This window comes from Ectothiorhodospira sp. 9100 (assembly GCF_022227565.1).
GTDB lineage: Bacteria > Pseudomonadota > Gammaproteobacteria > Ectothiorhodospirales > Ectothiorhodospiraceae > Ectothiorhodospira > Ectothiorhodospira marina.
The window spans coordinates 1-20894 of record NZ_JAJNAN010000050.1 but is presented as its reverse complement, the minus strand read 5'-3'; the positions used below and the strand labels follow the sequence as shown (position 1 = coordinate 20894).

Here is a 20894-nt window from a genome sequence, read left to right as displayed (position 1 = left end):
CAATAGCCAGCCCAGCAGCACAGCCAGTGCCAGGGCCACCAGGGCGGCGATGCTCATGCTGGTGGTGGATGCGGTGGCGGTGCGCTCAGCCTGAGCACTCACCGCCTCCCGTTGCTGTGCAAGCCCGGCACCCAGATCACTCAGCAATCCGCGAAGTGTTTCCAGATGGCCCAGGGTCGGTCCCCGATAGATCTCCAGACCCCGTTCACGATCGCCGTTTTCCACGGCGCGCAGGATGCGGATAGCGGTCTGATGCAGTTCCCTGTGGGGCTGCTCAATGGCGTCGAAGGTGCGACGAAACTCCCCGGGCGCCTGCTGATAGGCATCGCTGTTGCGAAAGCTGTAATACCACTGCCCAAAATCACACTGGGTGTAGTCCAGTTGCCCTTGAAACTCGGAGCCCAATACGAAGACGTTGGCCAAGTCATTCACCCAGGCCAGGTGATCCACCTCCTTTTGCACCTGGAAGATGGCCTGTTCGTAAGTGTCAGCCATACGCGCCTGGGCGTCGCCCATTCGATTCAGGCCATTCCATCCAATCACGGCAATCACCAGCAAGATCAGAAGAACGATAGCAAACGAGCCGGCCAGTTTACGGCCGATGGTCAGGGAGGACAGCATGGCTGAGGATCCGTGTTGGGTGCGCCAAGCACATTCTATTCGGTTTCATTGTCTATCGGCATGATGAGTTGCCTCTTGAGCACTCGCATCCTGGTCGAGCGCTGTGATCAACTCGTTACGATCCGGATTGAGGGGGATGCCGCGGGGAGGCAGGGGAGACTGCCTTAGCCTGGCCGGCGTTGTGTCATCCGTGTGATCAGTGCATCGCCCAGGCGAAAGCACACCAGGCCTGCCAGGACGGTGACACTGGCGAGTACCTCGGGGCGATCTCCCCGGTCCACCAGAGCAAAATGCCACAGACCGCCCGCCGCAGAGAGATACGCGAGGCGATGCAACCACCGCCAGCGGTGCAGCCCCAGGAGTGTCTGGGCGCGGCGTACCGAGGTGAGCACCAGGGGAATGAGCAGCAGCAGACTGATCATTCCTAACTGCAGGTGGAGCATGCGGCTGATCTCCTCGAAGATGAAGTCCCAGAGCCAGGCCTGTTCCAGGCCAAGCCAGACCAATAGGTGCAGGCTCAGGTAGGTAAAGGCCCAAAGGCCCATCGGCCGGCGCACGACCATGAAGGCCGTCCATCCGGTCAGGCGGAACGCCGGCCCCAGGGCCAGGGTGGCCAGCAGCCAGTAGAGCCCCCAGCGGCCCAGGTGATGCAGCAGGGCTTCTTCCGGCAATACACCCAGATGATCGGCATGCCAGGCCCAGAGCAGCCAGGCCAGTGGAGTTGCCGCGGCAGCCAGTACCCCCAGGCGCGCCAGGGTATGCCAGGGGAGGGAAGGGGGGCGTGGTTCCCGCATCAAAAATGTTTCTCCAGATCCATGCCGGTGTACAGGGAGGCGACCTGGGCCTCGTAGCCGTTGAACATCTCGGTACGGCGTCGCCCGCGCTCACCCAGGCGACGTTCCGTGGCCTGGTGCCAGCGAGGATGTCGCACGTTCGGGTTCACGTTGGCATAAAAGCCATATTCCCGGGGTTGGCTGGCTTCCCAGGAACCCACTGGCCGGTCTTCCACCAGGCGGATGGAGACAATGGATTTGATGCTCTTGAAACCGTATTTCCAGGGCACCACCAGGCGCAGTGGTGCGCCGTTCTGGTTGGGCAGCACCTCGCCATACATGCCCACTGCCAGCAGGGTCAGCGGATGCATGGCCTCGTCCAGGCGCAGACCCTCCCGATAGGGCCAGTCGAGGATGTCCCGGCGTTGGCCCGGCATCTGCTCAGGGTCGTGCAGCGTCTCGAATGCCACGAAGCGGGCCCGGGAGGTGGGCTCGAAACGCCGCAGCAGATCCCTCAGGGGAAAACCCACCCAGGGGATCACCATGGACCAGGCCTCCACGCAGCGCAGCCGGTAGATACGCTCCTCCAGATCATGGGGTTTGAGAATATCCTCCAGGGGGTAGGTTCCAGGCCGTCCTACTTCGCCTTCAATGCTCACCGACCAGGGATCGGTACGCAGTTGCTGGGCATGCCTTTTGGGGTCTTCCTTGCCTGTGCCGAACTCAAAGAAATTGTTGTAACTCGTGGCTGTTTCCCGGTCGGTGAGGGTTTCGTCGGTGCCCAGGCGCCCGGGCTCGGCTTCGGACACCTGGTCCCGCCAGGCCAGGGCGCTGGCTGGGAATAAGCCGGGTAGGGCAGTGGCGCCCAGCACGGCGGCTGCTTGTTTCATGAATCGCCTGCGCTGGGCATAAACGTCCCGGGGCGTGATCTCATGACTGGGCGGGATGGGGTAGCGGTAACGGGCCATGAGAGGCACCTCTCACATTGGAATGTGCGGTTGGTTGATCAGGCTCATGGCTTTGACCATAAGTCAGCGCGTAGGTTGAGCATGCCCGGCGTTCATCGCACAAAGAGTTTAGAGTCAGTCTAACCAAGCTGACCGATAATGCGCCTCCAAGGCCGAGGGTTGATCAGGAGCAGCAGTGGCCCCTGGCAATCTTCAGCCTGAGCCGGGGCCAGGCCATTCCCCGGAACTGTCTCTAAGCGGTTACACTTTCGGGATGAATCTGGATACAGGGAAGCCCATGCAATCCACCATCCTGATTGTGGATGACGAGCCTACCAATCTGGCATTGCTGACTGAACTGCTCCGTCCGCATTATCGGGTGCGGGCGGCTCAGTCCGGTCACCATGCCCTGCGTGCGGTGCGCGTGGATCCGCGACCGGATCTCATCCTGCTGGATGTGGTGATGCCGGAACTGGACGGCTATGGGGTGCTCCGGGAATTGCGGTCCCATCCTGATACCCGCGGGGTTCCGGTCATCTGAGTCACCATCCTCGGTTCCGGCATGTTCTCAGCCCCGCCCATATCGACCTGCTGGCCAAGTCTGCCCCCCTGCACGATATCGGCAAGGTGGGCATTCCTGACGCCATTCTCTGCAAACCTGGTCCTTTGACCGCAGAGGAATGGAGCATCATGAAGACCCACGCCCGTCTGGGATTTGATGCCATTGAACGGGCTGAGGCCGATGTGGACAAGCCGGTCCCCTTTCTCATGCTAGCCAAGGAGATTGCCCGCTGGCACCATGAGAAATACGATGGCAGCGGTTATCCGGATGGGCTCAGCGGCGGAGACATTCCGGTGTCCGCGCGTATCATGGCCGTGGCGGATGTCTTCGATGCCATGACCTCCCCCCGGGTGTACAAGCCGGCCATGCCTCTGGAAAAGGCTCGCGAACTGATTGTTCAGGGGAAGGGCTCGCAATTTGATCCGGATGTCACCGAGTGTTTTCTGGCCATTTTTGATCAGTTTGTTGCCGTGGCGCGCCGCCACCCGGATACCGTTCCTTGCTGAGGCACGCCGCTTTGCATGATCCGCGATAGTGCATGCCCCCTTGCCCTTTCATTGCGGAGTCTGATCCGATGACCACTCCTTGCGGGGATTCCAGTGCCCGTCTCCGTGAGCGGGAAGAGCTCCTGGGGCAGTTCATCGAGCATGCTCCGGCCGCACTGGCCATGTTCGATCATCGCATGTGCTACCTGGCCACCAGCCGCCGCTGGCGGGAAACCTATGGTCGGGGCAATCAGGAAGTGCCGGGTACCTGTCATTACGATGTCTTCCCCGAGATCGGTCCAGGGTGGCGCGAGGTCCATCGCCGCGGACTGGGCGGAGAAGTACTGCGGGCGGAGGAGGATTGCTTTGAGCGCGCCGATGGGGTGGTGCAGTGGCTGCGCTGGGAGGTGCGTCCCTGGTACCGGGCGGGCGGTGACGTGGGGGGCATCATGATCCTCTCCGAAGATATCTCCGAGCGCCACGAAAACGCCCTCATGCTCCGCCTTCAGGCGCGCCGTGCCGAAGCGATGCTGGCCATGCCCCGGGAGGCGGAGGCCCAGGGCGAGGCAGGCCTGATGCAAGTTGGTCTGGAGGCAGCCGAGGACCTCACGGACAGTCATGTGGGCTTCATTCGGTTTCTTCACGACTCTTCAGCCGGGGGTGAACGGATGGCCTGGTCTCGCCGTGATGTGGACGAGGACGGCAACGTCACCCTTCAGCGTTTTTGTCCTCTGGATGGTGGACGGGCTTGGGCTCACGTCTTGCGTGACACCGCCCCCCTGACGATCAATGATGCCCCGGCCCTGGCGGAACGTCTTCACGGGGGGCAGGACTATCCTGCGTTCACGCGTCTATCGACGGTGCCCGTGCTCGAGGAGGGACGGGTGGTGATGGTCCTCGGCGTGGGCAATAAATCACAGAATTACACCCCCATGGATGTGGAAACCTTACGCCTGATGGCCGAGCAGATCTGGCATCTGGTGCAGCGGCGTCGTACCGAGGCCGAATTGCGGCAACACCGGGATCATCTGGAAACGCTTGTCCAAACCCGCACCACTCAACTGGAAGAGGCGCGGCAGCGGGCCGAGGAGGCCAACCGCGCCAAGAGTGCCTTTCTGGCCAACATGACTCACGAAATACGCACGCCTTTGAATGCCATTGTCGGCCTGGTGCACCTGTTGCGCACCGGCGAAAAGGCCGCTGGGCAAGATGAAAAGCTACAGAAAGTGGACAGCGCCGCCAAACACCTGCTGTCCATCATCAGTGACATCCTGGATATCTCCAAGATCGAGGCGGGCCGCTTTGTTCTGGAAACCAGGGATTTTCATCTATCGGCCGTGCTGGATCATGTGGCTTCGGTGATCTCTGAGGCGGCCCAGGCCAAGGGATTGCTGTTGGAAACCGATGCTGAATCCGTGCCCCAGTGGTTGCGCGGCGATCCGGCCCGGTTGCGCCAGGCCTTGCTCAACCTGGCAGGGAATGCCATCAAGTTCACCGAGCATGGCAGCATTCATCTGCATGCGCGTCTCATGGGGGAGGATGCGCATGGCCTGAGGGTGCGCTTTGAGGTGCGTGATACGGGCGTGGGGATTGCCGCGGAGCACCGTAATCAACTCTTCGAGGCCTTTCGACAGGCGGATACCTCCATCACGCGACGCTACGGCGGCACCGGTCTGGGGCTGGTGGTCACCCGGCGCCTGGCAGAACTGATGAACGGCAGTGTGGGGCTGGAGAGCGAGGAGGGGCAGGGCAGTCTGTTCTGGTTCGAGGTGGCCCTTGAACGCAGTCGGGGTGAGCGGGCGCAGCCTGTTCGGTTCCCGCTGCTTGCCCCGGCGCCCGGGCCTGCGCCCGAGGACTTCAAGGCTCATGCCGGCGCACGTGTGCTGGTGGTGGAGGATAATCCGATCAACCGAGAGGTGGCACTGGAACTCCTGCAGCGGGTGGGCCTTGTCGTGGACACAGCCGAGGATGGCCGGGCTGCCCTGGCCATGGCTCGGGGGGTGCACTATGACCTGATTCTCATGGATGTGCAGATGCCACGCATGGATGGTCTCACCGCCACGCGGCGCATGCGCGCACTGCCTCAGGGGGGCAATACCCCGATCCTGGCCATGACGGCCAACGTGTTTGCCGAGGATCGTCTTGCCGCCCTGGAGGCTGGCATGAACGATTTCATACCCAAGCCTGTGGAGCCCGATGCCCTGTATCGGGTGCTTTTGAGGTGGCTGGGAGACAAGGATATCGCAGCTCACTCATCTCCCTCAGGGGCAACGCCACCGGCGAGTGGATACGAGACCGGCGGGCATGTTCATGGGTTTCGGATGCCCCGTGGGCTGGAGGTGGACACCGCCCGTCGGCTCGACAGCGCAAGGCTTGTACCGTTATTTCTGGAATATCATCAGGAGGATGCGAACAAGCTGAGGGAGATGGGGGCGCGGGGGGATTGGCAGGGCGTCAAGCGCCGCGCCCATTCGCTCAAGGGTGCCGCCGGCAACCTGGGCGTGGGGCGTATTGCCACCATGGCGCGCAGCCTGGAAAAGGTAGGGGGCGATCCGGGGAGCCTGGAAGACTTCATTGGCTTGTGCGAGCAACTGCAAGTGGAACTGGATCAACTGGTGCGCGAGGTGGAGGGCGAGCACCGCACTTCGGAGTCCGGCCGGGCGGTGGCGGTCGGGCTGTCGGCTGACGAGGCACGGACGGTGCTGAGACGCATGGAGGCACTGCTGGCCTGCGATGACACTGCCGTCATCGATCTGTTCGAGCAATACCGGGAGACGCTGGCGCCCCACTTGGGAGGTCGATACTCGGCTCTGACCCGCAGTGTGGAAGGTTTCGATTATCCTGGCGCACTGAGCATCGTGCGCCTCTGCCGCCAGGCTCTGTCATGAGGAATGGGGTTCTGGGAAAAAGGCTTCAGGGAATGGTGCGGATGCCGATAAAACCCACATGCGCTCCGCTCAACGGCCCGGGCGAGCCCCATGGTGCGAGCCTCAAAGCACAGATATCCGGAGAATGACAAGTGCTCAAGAATATCAGTCTTAAAGTGCGTTTGATCGTGGTGATCGCTTTCCTTTCGGCCCTGTTGATGGTGATCGGAGGCATGGGGTTGGCTGGAATGCAGGCTGCCAACGGTGGTCTGGAGACCGTCTATGAAGATCGACTGATCCCCTCGCAGCAGATTGCCGAGATCGAGAGCCTGATGCAGGCCAATATCATTCAACTCAATCTGGCGGCCATGCATGATCCCCGCCTGGAAGAGAGCCGTCTGCACGATCATCCCATTGGTCTGCATACCAATGCGGTACGCGATAACATCAGTCGCATCGACCAGATATGGAATACCTACATGGAGACGTTCCTCACCCCCGAGGAGGAACGCCTGGCCCAGCAGTTCGTGGACCGGCGCGGGCGTTTCGTGCGCGAGGGCCTGCTGCAAAGCGTGGAACTCTTCGAGCAGGGGCAATACGCCGAAGGGAACATGCGCATGGTCGAGGTGACCAATCCGCTGTTCGGCGAGGCGGTGGAGTCGGCCCGGGCACTGCTGGAACTGCAGCGTACCGTGGGCAGCCAGGAGTTCGAATCAGCAGTGGCCGCCTACGAAACCACCCGCAATCTGGCCGTGATCATGATCGTGGGGGGCGTACTCATCTCGGCCCTCATGGGCTTCCTGTTGATCCGCGCCATCGTCACGCCGCTGAACCGGGCCGTGGGGTATTTCGATGCCATTTCGCACGGCAATCTGGATAACGAGATCGTCATCACCAACAACGACGAAGTGGGCAAGGTGCTGGGTAACCTTGCTGAGATGCAGAGCAAGCTGAAGGCGGATATCACGGAAACCCGTCGGGTTGCCGCGGAGAATCTGCGTGTGCGCTTCGCCCTGGACAGTGTGTCCTCCAGTGTGATGGTGGCGGCGCCGGATATGGAAATCATCTACACCAATGCAGCCCTGAACGACATGTTCCGGGTCGCCAGCCGGCAAATCCAGACGGAGTTGCCCGGTTTCGACGCGGATGCCTTGCTGGGCGCGCACATTGATGTCTTCCGCGACAAACTGGGTCAGTCTCGCCAGCAAATGGAAAACAGCAACGTCAGCGTGAGTACGGAGTTGAATATCGGCGGACGGATATTCAGACTGACCGCGAGCCCGATTTCCAATGACGAAGGTCAGCGGGTGGGCACCGTGATGGAATGGGCCGATCGCACCAGTGAGGTGCAGGTGGAGAAGCAGGTCACCTCATTGGTGGAAGGCGCCGTCAAGGGGGACTTCTCTCGCCGCGTGGCCACCGAGGAACTTGACGGGTTTTTCGAACGCCTTGGACTGGGGGTGAACAACCTGATGGAAAAGACGTCCGTTGGCCTGGCCGAAGTGGCGGGTGTCTTGAATGCTGTTTCCAAGGGTGATCTGACCCGACAAGTGACGGGGGAGTACGAGGGTACCTTCGGTGACCTCAAAGACGACACCAACAGGACGGTCGCCAGCCTTAAGGATCTCATTGGCCAGATCAAGGATTCCGTGGATGCCATCAATACCGCTTCGCGGGAGATTGCCGTGGGCAATACGGATCTCTCCCAGCGCACGGAGGAGCAGGCGTCCAGTCTGGAGGAGACCGCTTCAAGCATGGAGGAGCTGACCTCCACGGTGAAACAGAACGCCGACAATGCGCGCCAGGCCAATGAGATGTCCAGCCAGGCCAGTGACGTGGCCCAAAGCGGCGGCGAAAAGGTACGCGAGGCGGTGGAGTCCATGAAGGAAATCACCTCAAGTTCCGAGAAAATCAGTGACATCATCACCGTGATTGATGGCATCGCCTTCCAGACCAATATCCTCGCCCTGAACGCCGCTGTGGAAGCCGCTCGCGCTGGAGAGCAGGGGCGTGGATTCGCGGTGGTGGCTGCCGAAGTGCGCAACCTGGCTCAGCGCTCCGCTTCAGCTGCGAAGGAAATCAAGGATCTGATTGCCGAAGATTCCGTAACGGTCGAGAGGGGTAGCAGGCTGGTGCTGGAGGCAGGAGATGCCATGGACGAGATGGTCTCTCAGGTGAAGCGTGTCTCTGATCTCATCAGCGAGATCGCCGCCGCCTCGGATGAGCAGAGCACGGGTATCGAGCAGGTGAATAGTGCCGTCACCCAGATGGACGACGTGACCCAGCAGAATGCCTCGCTGGTGGAGGAGGCCGCGGCAGCGGCGGAGTCCCTGGAGGAGCAGGCCCAGAGCCTGGCACGGGCGGTGAGTGTTTTCCGGGTGGATGCACTGGGGAGTGGCGGTGGTTTGATGGGCCGGACGGGCCCCTCGCCGGCACTTCCGAGGCCCTGAGAGGGGATGTGCCCACCGCGCCCCTCATCCCCGGCCCTTCTCCCCGAAGGGGAGAAGGGAGTGTTAGAGAGGATAGGCCTGTCGCCTTAAAGCCCCTCCCCCCGAAGGGGAGAGGGGAGTGTTAGAGAGGATAGGCCTGTCGCCTTAAAGCCCCTCCCCCCGAAGGGGAGAGGGGAGTGTTAGAGAGGATAGGCCTGTCGCCCTAAAGCCCCTCTCCCCTTCGGGGAGAGGGGTTGGGGTGAGGGGGGCTTAGACCAGCACGTGACTCATGACTTATCGTGCCCCCATCTGCTTCTCCAGTTTGGCCCAGGTATCCCGCAAGGTGACTGCCCGATTGAACACCGGTCTTTCCGGCGTGCCGTCCGGGTCCGGCACGAAATACCCCAGGCGCTCGAACTGAAAACACTCACCCGGCCGGGCCTTGGCGGCGGCGGGCTCCAGGCGGGCATTTTCCAGCGTGACCAGGGACTCGGGGTTGATGTGCTCGACGAAATCCTTGTCCTTGTCACCTGCCGGATGGGGCACCTGAAATAGCCGGTCGTACAGGCGTACCTGGGCGGGCACGGAGTGCGCTGCCGAGACCCAGTGGATGGTCCCCTTCACCTTGCGATCCGCCCCGGGCTGACCGGAGCGGGTTTCCGGGTCCAGGCTGCAACGCAGTTCCACCACCTCGCCGGCCTCGTCCTTGATCACCTCGTCACAGCGGATGATGAAGGCGTTGCGCAGGCGCACCTCGCCACCCGGTTTGAGCCGGAAGAACTTCTTGGGGGCCTCCTCCATGAAGTCATCCGCCTCGATGTAGATCTCCCGGGTCATGGCCACCTGGCGCGTGCCCATCTCCGATTTCTGGGGATGCACCGCGGCCTCCAGCCACTCCGTTTCGCCCTCGGGGAAGTTGGTCAGCACCAGCTTCAGTGGCTTGAGCACGGCCATGGTGCGCGGGGCACTCTCGTTCAGGTCATTGCGCAGGGCATTTTCCAGTACACCGAAGGGGATGATGGAATCCGCCTTGGTGACCCCGATTTCCTGGCAGAACTGGCGAATCGACTGGGGCGTGAAGCCCCGGCGACGGATGCCGGCCAGGGTGGGCAGACGCGGATCGTCCCAACCTTGCACGTAGCCCTCGTCCACCAGGCGGGTGAGACGTCGCTTGGAGAGAACGGTGAAATCCAGGTTCAGGCGGGAGAACTCGATCTGTATCGGGCGCGAGGGCACCGGCAGGTGCTCCAGCAGCCAGTCGTAGAGGGGACGGTGGTCCTCGAACTCCAGGGTGCACAGAGAATGGGTGACATGCTCGATGGCGTCACTCTGCCCGTGGGCGAAGTCGTAGCTGGGGTAGATGCACCACTGGTCACCGGTGCGCGGGTGAGTGAGCCGGCGGATGCGGTAGATCACCGGGTCGCGCAGGTTGATATTGCCGGAGGCCATGTCGATGCGTGCCCGCAGCACATGGGCGCTGTCGGCAAATTCGCCGGCACGCATGCGCTCGAACAGATCGCGGCTCTCCTCCGGGGGGCGGTCGCGAAAGGGGCTCTCGGTACCTGGTTCGGTGAGCGTGCCGCGCTGCTGGCGGATAGTGTCGGCGTCCTGGCTGTCCACGTAGGCCAGGCCGTGATCGATCAGGTACAGGGCCCACTCATAGAGTTGCTCGAAGTAATCGGAGGCATGACGCTCGTGTTTCCAGGTGTAGCCCAGCCAGCGGACGTCTTCCTTGATGGCATCGATATACCGCTGCTCTTCCTTGGCCGGGTTGGTGTCGTCAAAGCGCAGATTGGTGTGGCCCCCGAACTCCTCGCCCATGCTGAAGTTCAGGGCGATGGACTTGGCGTGACCCAGGTGCAGGTAGCCGTTGGGCTCTGGCGGGAAGCGGGTGATCACCTGCTGGCAGTGTCCGGCCTCCAGTTCCTTGCGAATACGGTTGCGGATGAAGTGGCTGGGGGCCTGGGGTTCGGGTGTGGTCATGGGGTCCGGTGCGTTATGAATAAGTCAGCGCCGGATTATAAGTGTCCGGCCAACCGGGAGCCAGCGTGGGCCATTCGTGTACGCGTTTTCCCAGGGCGCACGGCTCCCCTTTTCGACCGGCTCGACGGACTCTCCATTGAGCCGGTTTTTCGACTCATTCATAGCCTTGCGCGTGGGTGGGCATTGATCAAGTGGCTACCGCCTCTATACTTGGGCTGTTTCGGGGGGATCCTGCCCCTGGTCCAGGAGCATGCCCATGGGTGGCCATACGCGGGAATCCCCACTCGCAACACAATCCAGGTCCCGTTCCGCGTTGCGCGCTGCCTTTTCCCTTCGGTGGCTGATTGGCATCCCTGTGGTGCTGATCACCGTCCTTTCCGCTGGCTTCGTGGCTTGGCTGGCGATTGCAGACGGCCGGGATGCGGTGAACGATATTGCCCGGCAACTGCGTACCGACATACTCACGCGGGTGGAGGATCAGCTCACCCACTACCTGAGCATCCCCGCACAGGTCAATGAAGATAATGCGCGGGCATTGCGCAGCGGGATCCTGGATCTGGATGACCCCACCCTCGTGCAGCGTTATTTCCATGGTGTGATCGAAAGCCAGCCATCGCTGGCTTATTCCTTTTTTGGTACCCCTGAGGGCGAGTTCTACGGGGCGCGTCGGACAGCCGATGGCAGTGTACAGGTGGTGCGCGCGGGGAAAGTGACCGGGGGTGATTCCCATAATTTCTCCACCAACGACTTGGGCGATGCCCTGGAGCTGAAGCAGGTCTACCCGAACTTTGATCCCCGCACCCGCCCTTGGTACCAGGCTGGCGTAGCCGCCGGACGTTCCACCTGGACACCCATCTACCGACACTTTGTCATCCACGACCTGGCCCTGACCGCCTCCCGACCCCACTATGACGCCGATGGAGAGTTGCTGGGGGTGTTTGCCGTGGACTATGTTCTCACTCAAATCCATGATTTTCTGCGCTCCCTGGATTTGACGCCGAATGCTCAGGTGTTCGTCATGCAGGGTGATGGCCATCTGGTGGCGGCCTCCACGGCCCCGAAAGGGGGCTTTTTTGAGGAGGTACAAGGCCAGTTCCTGCCCATCCCCGCGGCGGAGTCGGGGGTGGCCTCTGTTGAGGCAGCGGTCGGGTTGCTGCAGCAGCGCCCGGGTGGGTTGGTATCCATATTCGAGGACGAATTCCTGAGCTTTTCCCTGGACGGAGAAACGAAGTACCTTCAGCTCAGGCCGTTCTCTCCAGCCCCTGGGCTGGATTGGCTTTTGGCGGTGGTGGTGCCGGAAAAAGACTTCATGAGCGGGATTCAGGATCAGACCCGTGCCACCCTGACGATCATCGCAGCCGTGCTTTTGCTGGCGGGGTGGCTGGGGTTCGTGATGGCCGGTCGCCTGGCCGCGCCCATGGAGCGTCTGGGGCACGACGCCGATGAACTCGCCAGAGGGCAGTGGGACCGCAAACCGCGTCGCACCCCGATCCGTGAATACAATCGACTGGATCGGGCCTTCCAGGCCATGGCCCGGCAGTTGCGGGATCAGTTTCAACGTCTTCAGGAGCAGTCCGCGGAGATTCAGGAGCAGAATCGCCAGCTCGAGCAGCGCGTGGCGGAACGTACGGCGGAACTGAGCCGCACCACCAGCCGGCTGCGTGCCTTCTTTGAGAATATCCCGGGCTACATTGTCATTATTGATCGGGATTACCGCATCGTCAGTGTCAGTCAGAGCTTGTTGGAGGTATTCGGCATCGACGAGCTGGAAAAGGTACTCCATCAACCCTGCTACCAACTGGCCTGGGAACAGTCTGGCCCCTGCGTACAGTGTGCACTGGAAGCGTGTTTCCAAACCGGGCAGCCTGTGGTGCGCTACTCAACGCCTGCCGAGGAGGCCAGATTTGGGGGCCGTTCCATGCAGATCTTCAATGGTCCCATCCTGGATGATCAGGGGGAGATCATTGGCGGCATGGTCTACTACTCGGATGTGACCGATCTGCGTGTCCTTGAACGTCAGTTGATCGCGGCACGGGAGGTGGCCGAGGCGGCCAATCAGGCCAAGAGTGAGTTCCTGGCGCGCATGAGCCATGAAATCCGTACCCCCATGAATGCCATCCTGGGCCTCAGCGAATTGGTGATGCTGGAGGGGCTGGAGGGACAATCCCGTGAATTCATGCAGATCATCCAGCATTCGGCCCAGCACCTGCTGACGGTGATCAACGACATCCTGGATCTTTCCAAGATCGAGGCAGGACGCATGGAATTGTTGGTGGCGGATTTTGATCTGCACCTGGCACTGGAGCAGATGGTGGGTACTCTGCGGGTGTCTGCCCGCGAAAAGGGGCTGGAGTTGGTCATGGACCTGGCCCCCGATGTGCCTCGTTATCTGCGCGGTGACAGGCACCGCCTGGGGCAGATACTCATCAACCTTGTGGGGAACGCCATCAAGTTCACCGCAGAGGGCGATATCCAGGTACGTGTCCGGCTTCTCGACACCATCGGAGCAGAGGTGGACATCGGCTTTGAGGTCATCGACACCGGCGAGGGGATACCGGAGGACCGCCAGGGAGAGATCTTCGATACCTTCACCCAGGTGGATGGATCGGCACGACGCCGGTACGGAGGCACTGGGCTGGGGCTGGCCATTACCCGGCAATTGGTGGAGAAGATGGGCGGGTGTATCCGCGTGGCCAGCCGGCCCGGACAGGGCAGTACCTTCCGCTTCAATGTGGTGCTTGAGTCGGGCGATCCGGAGAGGGTGCCCGTGACCGAGGACGCCCATTCGATGGGGGCGACCGTGCCCCGTCAGCCCCGTGCCTGGCGGACGCTGCTGGTGGAGGATACGCCCGCCAATGTGGTGGTGGCCGAACAGTTGCTCAAGCGTCTGGGTCATGAGGCCGTTGCGGTGACGGATGCCGAGTCTGCCTTCGAGCAACTTCTCTTTGAACGCTTTGATCTGGTGCTGATGGATGTGGAAATGCCTGGGATGAACGGTTTTGAGGCCACCCGGCACATCCGTGACGGTGGCACCGGTGAAGCCAACCGGACGCTGCCCATCATCGGACTGACTGCCCATGCCCTCAGTGAGTACCGTGAGCGGGGGCTGGACGCGGGGATGGATGACTACATCTTCAAGCCCATCAGTCTTGGGGAGCTGGGGCGAACCATTGATCATGTCATGAGCCACTGCACCACGGCGGCCTCGGCACGTTCAGATGTCTCGGAGCCGGCGCCCACCGCACCTGGCGTGGATCTGGCACTGGTGATGCAGCGCCTGGGCGGGGATCGGGAACTGCTCATCGAGATCCTGCTCACCATTCTTCCGGACCTGCCTGAGAAGATGAGTGCACTGGCCCAGGCCCTGGATGACGCAGACGGCCACGCCGCTGCACGGATTGCGCACACCCTCAAGGGGCATCTGGGAACCATTGGCGCCCAGCGGGCAGCTGGGCAGATCGAGGCCCTGGAAACGCTGGTGCGTCGGGATCACCTCCAGCAGGCCTCAGCCTGGCTGGATGCCATCACGGCCGAACTGCATCATGTCTACGATGGCATCCCCACCGCCCTCAAGGGGGTATTGGCGGGGATGCCGGGGGAGGATGCCGCCGTGCGTGATGGTTTGTCTCAGGTGGAGACGCTGGCGCGCGAGTTGCGTACCGCGGGGGGGTGATCCGGCAATGCCTCAAACTCCAGGGGGGCGGCCTCTGGCTGATAGAGATAATCCCGGGTTTCGGGGACCACCCCGTGAAGTTTCGCCAATTGCACCTGGAATACCACCTGGCCCCAGTAGCGAAAACTGCCTTCGCAGGTGGCCAGGTAAAACTCCCACATGCGGCAGAATCGTTCATCAAAGTGTTCGGTGGCCTCATCCCGAATCATCTGAAAGCGCCGGTACCATTCGGCGAGGGTGTCGGCATAGTGCAGGCGCCATACGTCCACGTCGGTTGCCATCAATGGTGTTTTTTCCACTGCGGCGGCCACTTCCGACAGGGCTGGCGTGTAACCGCCCGGGAAGATGTGACGGGCCAGCCAGGCGTTGGTCTTGCCCGGTGGATCGATGCGGCCAATGGTGTGCAGCAATGCCACCCCCTCGGGCTTGAGCAGGTCGTGCACGTGTTGAAAATAGCGCCGATAATAGGGTTGCCCCACGTGTTCGAACATGCCCACGCTAACGATGCGATCGTAACGATTCCGGTGTTCCCGATAGTCCTGCAGGTGAAAACGCACCCGATCCGACAGTCCGCGACGTTCAGCCTCGGTACTGGCAGCGCGCAACTGTTCCCGGGACAGTGTGACGCCGTCCACCTGGACATTCGCCTGTTCCGCCAGATGAAAGGCCATGCTTCCCCAGCCGCTGCCGATGTCCAGGACACGCATGCCCGGCTGTAATAACAGTTTGCGGTGAATGATATTTGCCTTGGCCTGCTGGGCCTCTTCCAGGGTCATGTCGGGGCGGCTGAAATAGGCGCAGGAGTAGAACATGTCCTGGTCCAGAAAGCGTCGGAACAGCCATTCTTCCAGATCGTAGTGATGTGAAACGTTGCCGTAGCTGCGGGTGATGCGGTTGCCTTGCTCCCAGAGTCTGTGCAGCATGACGAAGGGCAGGCTGCGCCGTTTGCGGAACAGAGGCGCGAAGTTGCGCATCACCAGATGCACGAGCGGTCGCAACCCTTCAGGCCCTGGATCCCATCCGCCTTCCATGTAGGTTTCGCCGAAATTCAGGGCTGGATCCCAGGCGAGGCGTGTGAGCACCTTGCGATCGTGCACATGCAGACTGACCCGAGGTTCGCCGTGACCAAACTGCTTGCTGGAGCCATCGGGCAGGCGCAGTACAAGGGAACCCTCGCGCACCTGCCGATGCAGCTGTTGTTCAAGCCACATCGGTGTTGCCCTCCCTATGACGCTTCTGGTTGTCTTTCTGGTGAGTATAGTTCTGATCGACATAAGGACAATGCGTGCTGGGTCCTGAATTCCTTCGGGTGCCCGGCCTGACAGCGGATGGGCTGGCATGAGAACATTGAAAACGATCTATCCATCCCGCCTCCAGGCAGCCGGATCCTTGAGCATGACCCAAACCGCAACGTGTCCCATCGTGATCCGGCAGACGCCGGAGATGCATCTGAAATCCCCACGGCACCTTGACAGCACCCATCTGCCCCGAAAGATCAGGGTGTCCCGGGCCGCGGCCTGACCCATGGACATCTCATTGGAATGGATTCAACCATGATCCTTGAAGCCTGGTTCACGGCCCTGTTGATCCTGGGCATGCTGGCGGTGCTGACCTTCACCCGTGCCGCTCCCGACCTGGTGTTTGTGGGCGCGGTGGTGATCTTGCTGCTGGCAGGCATTGTCAGCCCGCAAGAGGCGTTTGCCGGTTTCTCCAACGAGGGCGTGATTACCGTGGCGGCCCTGTATGTGGTGGTGGCCGGCCTGCGTGAGACCGGCGGTATTCAGTGGATTGTGCAGTCCTTGCTCGGGCGACCGCGTTCCCTGTGGCGGGCGCAAGTGAGACTGACCACCCCGGTGGCGGTGATGAGCGCCTTTTTGAACAACACGCCTGTGGTGGGCATGCTGATCCCTGCGGTGAACGAATGGGCCCGCAAGCTGGATCTGCCGGTCTCGCGATTGATGATGCCGCTGTCGTTTGCTGCCATCCTGGGGGGCACCATCACGGTCATCGGTACCAGTACCAACCTGGTGGTCAATGGCCTTTTGATCGAACAGACCGGCACTGGCCTGGGCCTGTTCGACATCGCCTGGGTGGGTGTGCCTGTGGCGTTGCTTGGTCTGGGCCTCATGCTGGTCTTCGGGCGGTATCTTTTCCCCGATCGCCGTCCCCCCATGAGCCGGATCGATGATCCCCGGGAATATACCCTGGAGATGCTGGTAGAGGAGGGCGGACCTCTGGTGGGACGGAGCATCGAGGAGGCGGGATTGCGGCACTTGCCTGGAGGCTATCTCATGGAACTGGACCGCCAGGGTACCCTCATCCCCGCCGTGTCTCCCCAGCAGAAGCTGTGCGCGGGAGACCGTCTGATCTTCGTTGGGGTGGTGGAATCCATGGCCGATCTGCAGCGCATCCGCGGCCTTACCCCGGCCACCGGGCAGGTGTTCAAGCTGGATGGGCGACGTTCTGACCGGGCCCTGCTGGAAGTGGTGGTGTCCAATACCTGTCCGGTGGTGGGCATGACCATCCGCGATGGAGGATTTCGCAACCGCTATAACGCGGTGGTGATCGCCGTGGCTCGCAATGGCGAGCGATTGAATGACAAGATCGGGGACATTGTGCTGCGCCCCGGTGACACCTTGCTGGTGGAGGCCGGTTCAAGCTTTCTGGCCCAGAATCGCAATCGCCGGGATTTCTTCCTCATGACCCAGGTACAGGATTCCGCAACCCCTCGTCACGACCGGGCCTTGGTAGCCATGGGGATTCTGGCTGCCATGGTGGGCAGCGCCAGTCTGGGCCTGCTCAGCATGCTGGAAGCGGCCCTGGCGGCGGCGGGGCTGATGATTCTGAGTGGGTGTGTGAGCATGTTCAATGCGCGCGGCAGTCTGGATTGGTCGGTGCTGTTGACCATTGCTGCCGCTTTCGGTGTGGCCGCTGCCATGAATAATACCGGCCTTGCTCAGACGATTGCCTTGAATGTGACCGCACTGGCAGGCGAGCAGCCCTGGATGAATCTGTTGGTGGTCTATCTGCTCACTGCCCTGTTCACTGCGCTGATCACCAATAATGCCGCTGCCGTGCTCATGTTCCCCATCGCCTGGGCCGTGGCACAGGATTTGGGCGTGAGCCTGATGCCCTTTGCTGTGGCCATCATGTTCGCTGCTTCGGCCAGTTTCGCCACGCCGTTTGGCTACCAGACCAACCTGATGGTTTATGGCCCAGGGGGCTATCGTTTCAGTGACTATCTGCGCGCCGGCATCCCCATGACCGTGGTCACCGGGGCGTTGGTGATCCTGCTGGTGCCGCTCATCTGGCGCTGGTGAACCCGGCCTTCCCGCGAGGAATCATCGCCCCATGAATCTGCAGGAGCTGCAACGTCTTCACCTCTTCGAGCCGCTGGACAGCGATCAATTGGGTCGTATCCAGTCGAGCCTGCGCGAACGTCATTACCGCGCGGGCGAGCCCCTGTTTGCTCAGGGTGATCCGGCCGCGCATTTTTTCCTGGTAAAGAGCGGGACGATGAAGCTATACCTGCTCTCACGAGATGGCGACGAGAAGGTGGTGGAGGTCATTCAGTCCGGACAGTTGTTTGCGGAGGCCGTGATGTTCATGGATGAGCGACGTTACCCGGTGAACGCCTCGGCCTTGTCGGACACCCATCTGGTCATCTTCGATAACAGCTGTTTTCTGCAACTGCTGGCGGAATCCCCTGATCTCGCTCTCAAGCTCCTGGGCATCCTGAGCCGCCGCATGCACGGGCTGCTCAGTCATATCGATGAACTGACCCTGCATAATGCCACCTACCGCCTGGTCTCCTACCTGCTGGCTCAAGTGCATGCCCAGGCCGGCCAGGTGCGCCTGGCCATTCCCAAGCAGGTGATTGCTTCACGGCTGTCCATGAAACCAGAGACCCTGTCTCGCATTCTGGGCCGCCTGCGGGAGCAAGGTTTGCTGGCGGTGCAGGGGGAAACGCTGGTCCTGCTGGACGAGGCGGGGTTGCGACGGGTGCTGGAGTAGTATCAGTCGGTGGCCTGGCAGAACGGATGGGATACCCCCCCCGGATGCCATCCGGGTGAACATCCGGCATAATTAGCAGTCTCTAATAAACACTCCCATTGCCCATAAGGCTGCATATTTCATGTCCGATCAAGGCAAACGCCGTTCCAATCCCGTCCCCAGTTCCCGTTTTGGCCGTCTGTGGCACCTGGGCATGGCCTCCGGCACGCTGGCCGCCGGGATTGGCTTCAAGGGGCTGACGGAACTCACCCGCAAGAGCAATGGCAGTCGCCCGGCACGTATCGATCTGCCGGGCAAGCATGCGCAGCGCTTCACCAATCGTCTGGCGCGCATGCGGGGGGCAGTGATGAAAATGGGGCAGCTCATGTCCATGGATGGCACGGACCTGCTCAACGAGGAGGCCTCGGAGATCATGGGCGCACTGCGCCAGGCAGCGGAGCCCATGCCCTTGGGGCAGTTGAGCGGCGTGCTCAACCGGGAATATGGCAAGGGTTGGGAGCAGCAGTTCAGGCACATGGATCTTACCCCCATCGCAGCGGCTTCCATCGGCCAGGTACACAGGGCCGAAACCCGAGATGGTCGCACCCTGGCGCTGAAGATCCAGTTTCCCGGTGTGCGTGAGAGTATCGACAGTGACATCAATAACCTGGCGTTCCTGTTCCGTCAGTTCCGGATCATGCCCGCTGGTGTGGATCTGGGGCCCTTGTTCGAGGAAGCCCGTCTGCAATTGCACCGGGAGACCGATTACCAGACCGAAGCCGAGTCCCTGCAGGCCTATGGCGCCATGGTGGGGGATGATCCGAACCTGTTCGTGCCCCGATTGCATCCCGATCTGTCCACGGAAAACATCCTGGCCATGGACTTTGCCCCCGGCGAGCCAGTGGACCGGATGATCTCCGGCGACTATCCCCGGGAAGACCGTGACCGGGTGGCGACCCTGCTCAGCCGCCTGGGATTCCGGGAACTGTTCGATTTCGGGCTGGTACAGACCGACCCCAACTTCAGCAACTATCTCTATGACATGGAGTCCGGACGGGTGTCCCTGCTGGACTTCGGCGCCGCCCATCGTGTCCAGCCCCACTGGGTGGAGGTCTATCGCCACCTGGGGCAGGCGGCCTACTCTCAGGATCGGGAGGACATGCGTCAGGCATGCATCGAGTTGGGTTATCTCAAGGAGGACTCGGATTCAGGTGATGTGAACGAGATGCTGGATCTGCTATTGCTCTCCGGCGAGCCGTTGCGGCATGAGGGCCCCTACGACTTTGGTGCCTCCGATTTGTTTGAGCGGGTATATTATCGGGGCAAGGACTTGTTCATGGACGAGCGTTTCCGCCACATGCCCGAACCCGCCACGCTGTTCCTGCACCGCAAGTTCATGGGGATGTTCCTGCTGTGCCGCAAGCTGCGGGCGCGCGTGGATATCGGCGGGATGATGAGGCCTTACCTGGGCCTGGAAAAGCCGTAGCGAAGTTGAGTTCCGTGCTCAACTTCAACCGCGAACCTCAGTCGCCTGCCTGAAACAGGGGGGCGACGTGCAACCGAGCCAGGGACAGACCCGAAAGCCGTCGGGTCTTTGGGGAGGGGGCTTGCACCCCCTCCCCAGCCTTGATGTCACGATTCGGTGCGCGCATGAGTTCGGTGGCAAATGTATGGTGCATGCCGTGGGCGAGGGTCGGCTAAATGGCATCAGCGTTCGCGTGACTCCCGAACCGCGTCAAGTATGTTTGGCGTTGTGACGCTCGTGCTTACTCCAGGCACGTCAAACGGTGACTTGGGCTCTCTACGCTTCGCGCGAAGAGAAAATGTACTGCCGTCCTTTCTCCTGATTTCTACCTCTTCGCGCTGAGCCAGGACCAGCACTTTCGACAAGTTTTGCCGAGCTTCAGAGTATGTAAATACCTTCATCACGCTTACTCCAGAATCCTGATCCCAAGTTCTGTCGCTACCTGCTTCATACGACGATCAAGGGTCAGTAATGGACACGACAGCTCCTGCGCGCATCGCAAGAAATATGCGTCATAGGCGTAAATCTCCTGCTCCAGAGCAATCTGCAGCGAGCTATGTATATCTACGGACATCAACCGAACGGGAATTCGTCCAATCGACTTCTCGACCTCCAGGGCCTCTGACTGCGTAAGTTGACGACGCTTAACCATTGCAGAAAGCGCGTTGCCGATCTCATACGGCAAGATTTCAGGCGCCAACGCTGACGCGTCGACCGTGAGGCTGATGACACGGTCCCTTTCTGGTTCGTTCAAAGCAACCGCAAGGAAGATGTTGGTATCGGCAATAATGTCCATCCGGACAATTGTACATAGGCCTGCCGCGCATGCCTAGGTTCGCTGCCGTTCGCAATATATCCATAAGGGGGCGCTCGTAAGTGGTGCCTGGGCGGCAGCTCAGGGCCAGTTACTGCCCTTCGTCACTTGGTGTCTCTCCCCACCTACCCCGCGTTGCTGCTGTGGAGCGCTCAGTCGCTGACATTTCGGCACCCAGGGCGGAAAGCCTGTGACGCGGACGGCGTAGCCGTCCTTGGGTTC

At 61.3% G+C, this 20894-nt stretch carries 14 protein-coding genes; 8 read left to right on the top strand and 6 right to left on the bottom strand.

Annotation, left to right across the window (positions count from 1 at the left end):
* From LPW29_RS12815 to msrP, 3 genes are all read right to left on the bottom strand, one after another.
* Window positions 1-621, bottom strand: a 621-nt coding sequence (locus LPW29_RS12815; protein ID WP_238628339.1) for a CZB domain-containing protein, incomplete at its 3' end; no start/stop codon positions are given.
* Window positions 622-785: 164 nt separating this feature from the next.
* Entirely contained in the window at window positions 786-1415 is a 630-nt protein-coding gene (locus LPW29_RS12810; protein WP_238628338.1) for a sulfite oxidase heme-binding subunit YedZ, read from the bottom strand.
* Window positions 1415-2371 (bottom strand): protein-methionine-sulfoxide reductase catalytic subunit MsrP, encoded by a 957-nt coding sequence (gene msrP, locus LPW29_RS12805; protein ID WP_370642838.1) that lies wholly within the window; start codon window positions 2369-2371, stop codon window positions 1415-1417. Before msrP ends, LPW29_RS12810 begins: the two co-directional genes overlap by 1 nt.
* 268 nt (window positions 2372-2639) lie before the next feature.
* On the opposite strand from msrP, the gene LPW29_RS15660 reads away from it, so the two are divergent.
* From LPW29_RS15660 to LPW29_RS15540, 4 genes are all read left to right on the top strand, one after another.
* A complete protein-coding gene (locus LPW29_RS15660) occupies window positions 2640-2882 on the top strand; it encodes a response regulator (RefSeq protein ID WP_338018698.1) in 243 nt (80 codons plus the stop codon).
* A gap of 86 nt (window positions 2883-2968) precedes the next feature.
* Window positions 2969-3409 (top strand): HD-GYP domain-containing protein, encoded by a 441-nt coding sequence (locus LPW29_RS15655; RefSeq protein WP_338018697.1) that lies wholly within the window; start codon window positions 2969-2971, stop codon window positions 3407-3409.
* A gap of 68 nt (window positions 3410-3477) precedes the next feature.
* Window positions 3478-6276 (top strand): response regulator, encoded by a 2799-nt coding sequence (locus LPW29_RS12795; protein WP_238628336.1) that lies wholly within the window; start codon window positions 3478-3480, stop codon window positions 6274-6276.
* A gap of 131 nt (window positions 6277-6407) precedes the next feature.
* A complete protein-coding gene (locus tag LPW29_RS15540) occupies window positions 6408-8705 on the top strand; it encodes a methyl-accepting chemotaxis protein (protein ID WP_338018696.1) in 2298 nt (765 codons plus the stop codon).
* A gap of 273 nt (window positions 8706-8978) precedes the next feature.
* Here LPW29_RS15540 and LPW29_RS12780 read toward each other — a convergent pair whose 3' ends face one another.
* Window positions 8979-10667 carry a glutamine--tRNA ligase/YqeY domain fusion protein gene (locus LPW29_RS12780; protein WP_238628335.1) on the bottom strand — a complete coding sequence of 563 codons (1689 nt, stop codon included), beginning with the start codon at window positions 10665-10667 and terminating at the stop codon, window positions 8979-8981.
* A gap of 256 nt (window positions 10668-10923) precedes the next feature.
* On the opposite strand from LPW29_RS12780, the gene LPW29_RS12775 reads away from it, so the two are divergent.
* On the top strand, window positions 10924-14340 hold the full coding sequence (locus tag LPW29_RS12775; protein WP_238628334.1) for an ATP-binding protein: 3417 nt from the start codon (window positions 10924-10926) through the stop codon (window positions 14338-14340).
* On the opposite strand, the gene LPW29_RS12770 is transcribed toward LPW29_RS12775, so the two are convergent.
* On the bottom strand, window positions 14295-15551 hold the full coding sequence (locus tag LPW29_RS12770) for an SAM-dependent methyltransferase (RefSeq protein WP_238628333.1): 1257 nt from the start codon (window positions 15549-15551) through the stop codon (window positions 14295-14297). The genes LPW29_RS12775 and LPW29_RS12770 overlap by 46 nt on opposite strands.
* A gap of 342 nt (window positions 15552-15893) precedes the next feature.
* Between LPW29_RS12770 and LPW29_RS12765 the strand changes: the two genes are divergently transcribed.
* The 3 genes from LPW29_RS12765 to LPW29_RS12755 all read left to right on the top strand — a co-directional run bounded on the left by LPW29_RS12765 (window position 15894) and on the right by LPW29_RS12755 (window position 19819).
* On the top strand, window positions 15894-17660 hold the full coding sequence (locus LPW29_RS12765; RefSeq protein ID WP_238628332.1) for an SLC13 family permease: 1767 nt from the start codon (window positions 15894-15896) through the stop codon (window positions 17658-17660).
* A gap of 31 nt (window positions 17661-17691) precedes the next feature.
* Window positions 17692-18354, top strand: a complete 663-nt coding sequence (locus LPW29_RS12760; RefSeq protein WP_238628331.1) for a Crp/Fnr family transcriptional regulator — start codon at window positions 17692-17694, stop codon at window positions 18352-18354.
* 121 nt (window positions 18355-18475) lie between these two features.
* Window positions 18476-19819 carry an ABC1 kinase family protein gene (locus tag LPW29_RS12755; protein ID WP_238628330.1) on the top strand — a complete coding sequence of 448 codons (1344 nt, stop codon included), beginning with the start codon at window positions 18476-18478 and terminating at the stop codon, window positions 19817-19819.
* A gap of 445 nt (window positions 19820-20264) precedes the next feature.
* Here LPW29_RS12755 and LPW29_RS12750 read toward each other — a convergent pair whose 3' ends face one another.
* On the bottom strand, window positions 20265-20654 hold the full coding sequence (locus LPW29_RS12750; protein ID WP_238628329.1) for a type II toxin-antitoxin system VapC family toxin: 390 nt from the start codon (window positions 20652-20654) through the stop codon (window positions 20265-20267).
* Window positions 20655-20894: the final 240 nt, after the last annotated feature.

Excerpts from the sequence above, each read along its gene's own strand:
- LPW29_RS12810 (WP_238628338.1), bottom strand. The coding sequence starts at position 1,415 with ATGCGGGAACCACGCCCCCCTTCCCTCCCCTGGCATACCCTGGCGCGC.
- LPW29_RS15660 (WP_338018698.1), top strand. The coding sequence starts at position 2,640 with ATGCAATCCACCATCCTGATTGTGGATGACGAGCCTACCAATCTGGCA.
- LPW29_RS12795 (WP_238628336.1), top strand. The coding sequence starts at position 3,478 with ATGACCACTCCTTGCGGGGATTCCAGTGCCCGTCTCCGTGAGCGGGAA.
- LPW29_RS12780 (WP_238628335.1), bottom strand. The coding sequence starts at position 10,667 with ATGACCACACCCGAACCCCAGGCCCCCAGCCACTTCATCCGCAACCGT.
- LPW29_RS12775 (WP_238628334.1), top strand. The coding sequence starts at position 10,924 with ATGGGTGGCCATACGCGGGAATCCCCACTCGCAACACAATCCAGGTCC.
- LPW29_RS12770 (WP_238628333.1), bottom strand. The coding sequence starts at position 15,551 with ATGTGGCTTGAACAACAGCTGCATCGGCAGGTGCGCGAGGGTTCCCTT.
- LPW29_RS12765 (WP_238628332.1), top strand. The coding sequence starts at position 15,894 with ATGATCCTTGAAGCCTGGTTCACGGCCCTGTTGATCCTGGGCATGCTG.
- LPW29_RS12760 (WP_238628331.1), top strand. The coding sequence starts at position 17,692 with ATGAATCTGCAGGAGCTGCAACGTCTTCACCTCTTCGAGCCGCTGGAC.
- LPW29_RS12755 (WP_238628330.1), top strand. The coding sequence starts at position 18,476 with ATGTCCGATCAAGGCAAACGCCGTTCCAATCCCGTCCCCAGTTCCCGT.
- LPW29_RS12750 (WP_238628329.1), bottom strand. The coding sequence starts at position 20,654 with ATGGACATTATTGCCGATACCAACATCTTCCTTGCGGTTGCTTTGAAC.